This is a genomic window from Terriglobales bacterium (assembly GCA_035624475.1).
Taxonomy (GTDB): Bacteria; Acidobacteriota; Terriglobia; order Terriglobales; family Acidobacteriaceae; genus DASPRL01.
This window is the reverse complement of record DASPRL010000360.1, coordinates 1-5,398: the sequence shown is the minus strand read 5'-3', so window position 1 is coordinate 5,398 and position 5,398 is coordinate 1. Positions and strand designations below refer to the sequence as shown.

Here is a 5,398-nt window from a genome sequence, read left to right as displayed (position 1 = left end):
TCGCGCGTGGCCAGGCCCATCTTCAGCTCGAACTTGGGGGTGGCGGCTTTCACGTTGTTGCGCCCGGCGCTCTCGACCGGGACCATGGGAGCTGCGCTGGCTTCCAAGTCTCTCTCCTTCTAAAGGTGCTGGGCTGCCGCTTCCAGTTCGGCAACGGCCTTGGCCACCTCGTCGGGCTTGGGAGCCACGCCGTGCCACTTGATGTTGTTCTCCATGAAGGAGACGCCCTTGCCCTTCACGGTGTGGGCGATGAGGGCGGTGGGCTGCGCGCCGGTGTTGGCGCGCGCCTGCTCCAGCGCCGGCAGCACCTGTTCGAAGTCGTGGCCGTCGATCTCCATCGCGCGCCAGCCGAAGCTGCGGAACTTCTCCGCCAGCGGCTCCAGCGAGAGGATCTTCTCCGTCCAGTCGTCGAGCTGCTGCTGGTTGCAGTCGACGATCAGGGTCAGGTTGTTGAGCTTGTGGTAGGGAGCGAACATGGCCGCCTCCCAGATCTGCCCCTCCTGCACCTCGCCGTCGCCGGTCAGCACGAAGACGTGGTAGTCGGCTTTGTCCATCTTGGCGGCCAGCGCCATGCCGATGCCGATGGAGAGTCCCTGGCCCAGCGAGCCGGTCGAAGCCTCCAGGATGGGCAGCATGCGCTTGTCGGGGTGCCCCTGCAGGGGCGAGCCCAGCTTGCGCAGCGTGCCGAGCACCGCCGGGTCGAGGTAGCCGGCGGCGGCATAGACGGCGTAGAGAGCGGGGCAACCGTGGCCCTTGGAGAGCACGAAGCGGTCGCGCCCCGGCCATTCCGGGTCCTTGGGATCGTGGCGCAGCACCCGGAAGTAGAGCGCAGTCAGCAGTTCCACCTCGGAGAGCGAGCCTCCGGGATGGCCGCTGCCCGCCGCCCCGATCATCTTCACGATGTCGATGCGCAGGCGGTTGGCCAGGCGCTTGAGTTCGGCGAGGGACTCCAGGCGCGGCGCGCTCATGAACGGGAGTTCTCTCCGGCGGCGGCGGCGCGCGGCGCGGTGGCGCGCTCGCTCGAGGGCTGATGGCGCTCCGGACTGGAGGCGGCCTGAGCGCTTCCGCCCGCGGCTTCCCGCGCCTTGCGCACCAGGTACTTGCCGCGCCCGGTGAGGAAGCGGGCCAGACGCTCGGCCACCTCTTTCACCAGTACGCGGTCTTCTGAAGAGAAGGCCTCGGCGCGGTCGCTCTCGGCCTCGATCACGCCCAGCACGCGGCCGGCCAGCTTGATGGGCTGGCTCAGTTCGGACCGGGTCGCGCCGCCGGGCTGTGCCGGGCCGCGCCAGGCTTGGCGCTCCACTCGCTCCCCCACCACCAGCGAGATACCGGTGCGAAAGTAGTGCCGGCCTTCGTGCAGCAACTCGGCCACGGCGTCCAGGGGCGAGGGATCGGAGGGTTGGTAGCGGCGGGCGAGCACCTGCTCGACCTCAGCCAGCACTTCGCGGGGCGGGCGGTAAGGCTTCTTCATTTTTCCTCGGGGGACAAGCAGCGACGCCGTAAGTGTACCCGCGAAGGAAGGGACGGTCAACGCCACTTCGCGCGCCCTCCCTGCTAGGATTCCCACAACCCGGCGCGGCCGGGCGAGTCCCATGGAGCGCGAGATCTCAGCCGGCGGAGTGGTGGTGCGCCAGATGCGCGGGCGCTGGCACATGGCCGCCATCCAGCCGCGCGGGCGCAAGCCCACGCCTTCCAAGACCGGCCCGCCCCAGCCCGTCCTGGCCCTGCCCAAGGGCCTGGTGGATGCGGGTGAACACCCCGAGCAGACCGCCGTGCGCGAGGTGCGCGAAGAGACCGGGGTCGAGGCCGAGCTGGTCGCCAAGCTGGGCGACATCAAGTATGTGTACCAGCGCACCTGGGGCGACCGTGCTCGCGTCTTCAAGATCGTCAGCTTCTACCTGCTGCGCTACCGGCGCGGCAAGCTGGGCGCGATCTCAGACGACATGCGCATCGAGGTGGAGAGCACCCGCTGGCTGCCGCTGGAGGAAGCGCCGAAGGTCCTCGCTTACGGCGGCGAGCGCCAGATGGCTCAGAAGGCCCTCGACTACGTCGCCCGCAACCCGGAGTTGAAAGAGATTGCAGAATGAAGATTTCAGCTTGCAGATTTGAAGACTGGACCACGACGCCTCCCTTTCAATCTGCAATCTGAAATCTGCAATCTGCAATCACTCCCCTGTGACGTACGTCACTGAAGCCAGCCCGCCGACACAGGCAAGGTGGTAGCCGGCGGATAACTCCCTATGCCTGCCTGGCTGCGACCCAGCATGCTCGTAGCCGTGAGCCTCGCCCTGGCCACGGTGCTGACCTTTCCCCTCCGCAATGTGACCTCCCACAGCCTGTCCATGTTGTTTTTCGCGGCGGTGGTCATCACTTCGCGCTTCGGGGGCACCCGGCCCGGGATCGTGACCGCGCTCTTGTCGGTGGTGATTTTCGACTGGTTCTTTGACACCCGTCCCTATCACCTGGACCTGAATCTCGCCGGGCTGCTGCGGGCCGTCATGTTCCTCTGCGTGTGCCTGCTGGTGGCGGGGCTGGAAAAGCAGCGCCGCGCCGCCCTCCACTCCCTCGAGGGAACCAATCGGGAGCTGCAAGCCGCCCTCGAAGAGGTCAGGGTGCTGCGCGGCATCCTGCCCATCTGCATGCACTGCAAGCAGATCCGCAACGACGAAGGCGCCTGGATCCAGTTGGAAGAGTACATCCGCGAGCACAGCGAGGCGGAGTTCAGCCACGGCGTGTGCCCGGAGTGCTTTCGCAAGCACTACCCGGAGGCCTACCAGGCAGCACAGGCCAGAGCGACCGGCAGCTCCGATTAGCCCGCTGGCTCCGCCACCTTCCCGCGCACGGTGAGCACCGGGCAGGGAGCCTGGCTGACGATGCGGTAGGCGTAGAGCCAGGGCAGACGGTCGGCGAACATCTGCGGCGCCTTCAGGCCCAGGATGATGACGCCGGCGCCGCGCTGGCGGGCCGCCTCCACGATGCACACGGCGGGATCGCCGCCGGCGATCTCGGTGCGGACGCGCACCCGGCCCGCATCCTCTCCCAGCATCGCTTGCAGGCGCGTGTGCAGCAGGGAGTCGCGCCGGGTGGGGTCTCCGGCCATCTCCTCCCCGGGCTCGAGCACATGCAGCAGGGTGAGTTCGGAGCCGAACTCGCGCGCCGCGGAGAGCGCATAGGGCAGGGCACGCGCCGAGTCCTCGGAGAAATCGGTGGCGAACAGCAGCGCCTGGAGCCCGCTGCCGGGCCGCGCCAGGGGCACGTGCGGCCCCACGGTCAGCACCGGGCAGGGCGCCTTGCGGAAGATCTCCTCCGCCACCGAGCCCAGCACCAGCTTGCTCAGCCCGGTGCGCCCGTGCGTTCCCACCACCGCCAGGTCGACGTGCTCGCGCGCGATCAGTTCGCCCAGCACCTCGGAGACATAGCCGCGCAGTACCCAGCTGTGGTGCCGTACCCCGGCCAGTTGCTTTTCCACCTGCAACCGGACCACCAGGGCCGCGGTCTCGCGCTGCGCCTGGTCCAAGGCTACGCCCAGAGCGTCCGGACCCGCCAGGTAGTAGGTGTTGATGGGCACCACGTGCGCCAAGTGCAGGGTGGAACCGTAGCGGCGGGCCGCCCCGGTGGCATAGGAGAGGGCGCGCTCGGAGCACTCGGAAAAATCGGTGGCGATGAGGATGTTCTTGGGGGCGACCGGCGAAGCCGCCGGCGCCTCTGCCGGAGAGAGGGTGTGGGGCAAGCTCATAGCATCACCTCGTCACACACCTTTACCCTAGCAGGAGGCGGTGCCCCAATCAGTGATACCGGTCACCTGTCCCTGCCCGGCATGTCCCGCCCGCGGCTAGGCCGGCGGTGGCGCCCAGGGATCGAAGGTGCCGACGTGCCAGATGTGGCCTTCGGGATCGGCGCAGCAGAAGCCTTTCCCGCCGAAGCCCTTGTCCTCCAGCTCGATCAGCACGCGGGCGCCGGCGGCCTGGGCGCGAGCGTAGATGGCGTCGATGTCGGTGACCACAAGATACGAGGCCTGGGTCTCGGCCCCGCCAATCTCGTCCGGCTGCTTGAGCAGATTGGACGAAGCCGTTCCGCTCCCCACCGAGCCGATCATGATCATGCCGTTGCCGAAGGTGAGCTGGGAATGCACCACCATGCCCTCCGGCCCGGGCACCACCAACTGCTTCTCGAAGCCGAAGACCTGGCACAGCCAGTCGATCATGGCGGGAGCGTTGCGGTAGCGCAGGCCCGGGATCACAGTGGACCTGCAGTTCTGGGCTGGGCTTGTCATGGCCGCCATTCTGCCATCGCTGCCGCCCCCGGACTCGCAAAATCTGCGAACAAGGAGACCGGCAGGCGGGTTCCGCCGGCACCCGGGGAGGGCGGCGCTCTAAGGCGGGGGCCCGGTGCCTGAGCAAGCACGGAAGCCGTTGACGAAGGTAGGGCCGCTCGCCCGCGCACGAGGAATCTGCTTGACTGAATGATGACTCATTCAGTACACTCTCCCCAACTTAATACCGGCGCGCGTCGTTGCCATCCTCACCCCACATCTACTTCGGCGCGCGCCTTCTCCATTTCGGGCGGTGTAACCCCGGACTTTGGGTCCGGGAGGGTCCGTGTAGCCCCGGGTCTCTGATCTGGGGGATTCGGGAATCTGTGAGAGTTGTAGGCTGATGCAGCCTGCCGCGTCCAACGCGCTGAGTCCGGCTCGCTCGCCCAGAGCGCTTGCTTCCCCTCCTCTGTCCTGTTCACGGCGCCCCTTCCACCCGCCTGCAAAGCTGCTAACATCTCCTTCTTCTTCTCCAGGCGGCGTTCGTCCCGCCGCCTGCGGCTCGAGTGAGCCACGCCCATGAAGCGCATCGAGAAAGTCGCCGTGCTGGGCGCCGGGACCATGGGAGCGCGCATCGCCGCGCACCTGGCCAACGCCGGCGTGCCCTCCTTCCTGCTCGACATCGTGCCCGCGGGCGCCCAGGGCGCCGAGCGCAACAAGATCGCCGCCGCCGGCCTCGAGGCCGCGCGCAAGTCCAAGCCCGCTGCCTTCATGGAAGCCTCCCTCGCCCGCCTGGTCACCATCGGCAACTTCGAGGACAATCTGGAGTGGCTGAAGCAGTGCGACTGGATCGTGGAGGCGGTGGTCGAGGACCTGGGCATCAAGCGCGAGCTGCTCAAGAAGGTGGAAGCGGCGCGCCGTCCCGGCACCATCACCACCACCAACACCAGCGGGCTGCCCGTCGCCAAGATCGCCGAGGGCTTCTCCGAGGACTTCCGCCGCTGCTGGTTCGGCACCCACTTCTTCAACCCGCCCCGCTACATGCGCCTGCTGGAACTGATTCCCACCCCCGACAGCGACCGCGACGCCATGGCCGCCATCGCCCACTTCTCCGACCTGCGCCTGGGCAAAGCCATCGTGCACGCC

Annotated in this window: 7 protein-coding genes; 3 read left to right on the top strand and 4 right to left on the bottom strand. The window is 67.8% G+C overall.

What is annotated here, in order from left to right:
* Positions 1-119 precede the first annotated feature (119 nt).
* On the bottom strand, positions 120-968 hold the full coding sequence (locus tag VEG08_14185) for a transketolase (protein ID HXZ29138.1): 849 nt from the start codon (positions 966-968) through the stop codon (positions 120-122).
* Positions 965-1,471, bottom strand: a complete 507-nt coding sequence (locus tag VEG08_14180; protein ID HXZ29137.1) for a GAF domain-containing protein — start codon at positions 1,469-1,471, stop codon at positions 965-967. Before VEG08_14180 ends, VEG08_14185 begins: the two co-directional genes overlap by 4 nt.
* A 121-nt stretch (positions 1,472-1,592) precedes the next feature.
* Here VEG08_14180 and VEG08_14175 point away from each other — a divergent pair, with 121 nt between their 5' ends.
* Positions 1,593-2,087 (top strand): NUDIX domain-containing protein, encoded by a 495-nt coding sequence (locus VEG08_14175; protein HXZ29136.1) that lies wholly within the window; start codon positions 1,593-1,595, stop codon positions 2,085-2,087.
* A 153-nt stretch (positions 2,088-2,240) separates the two neighbouring features.
* Positions 2,241-2,813: a DUF4118 domain-containing protein gene (locus VEG08_14170; protein ID HXZ29135.1), complete on the top strand. Its 573-nt coding sequence runs from the start codon at positions 2,241-2,243 to the stop codon at positions 2,811-2,813.
* On the opposite strand, the gene VEG08_14165 is transcribed toward VEG08_14170, so the two are convergent.
* Both VEG08_14165 and VEG08_14160 read right to left on the bottom strand, forming a co-directional pair.
* Entirely contained in the window at positions 2,810-3,736 is a 927-nt protein-coding gene (locus VEG08_14165; protein ID HXZ29134.1) for a universal stress protein, read from the bottom strand. The two genes, VEG08_14170 and VEG08_14165, sit on opposite strands and share 4 nt — an antisense overlap.
* Before the next feature lie 96 nt (positions 3,737-3,832).
* Positions 3,833-4,273, bottom strand: a complete 441-nt coding sequence (locus tag VEG08_14160; protein ID HXZ29133.1) for a VOC family protein — start codon at positions 4,271-4,273, stop codon at positions 3,833-3,835.
* A gap of 558 nt (positions 4,274-4,831) precedes the next feature.
* On the opposite strand from VEG08_14160, the gene VEG08_14155 reads away from it, so the two are divergent.
* On the top strand, positions 4,832-5,398 hold a 567-nt coding region (locus VEG08_14155), incomplete at its 3' end, for a 3-hydroxyacyl-CoA dehydrogenase NAD-binding domain-containing protein (GenBank protein ID HXZ29132.1).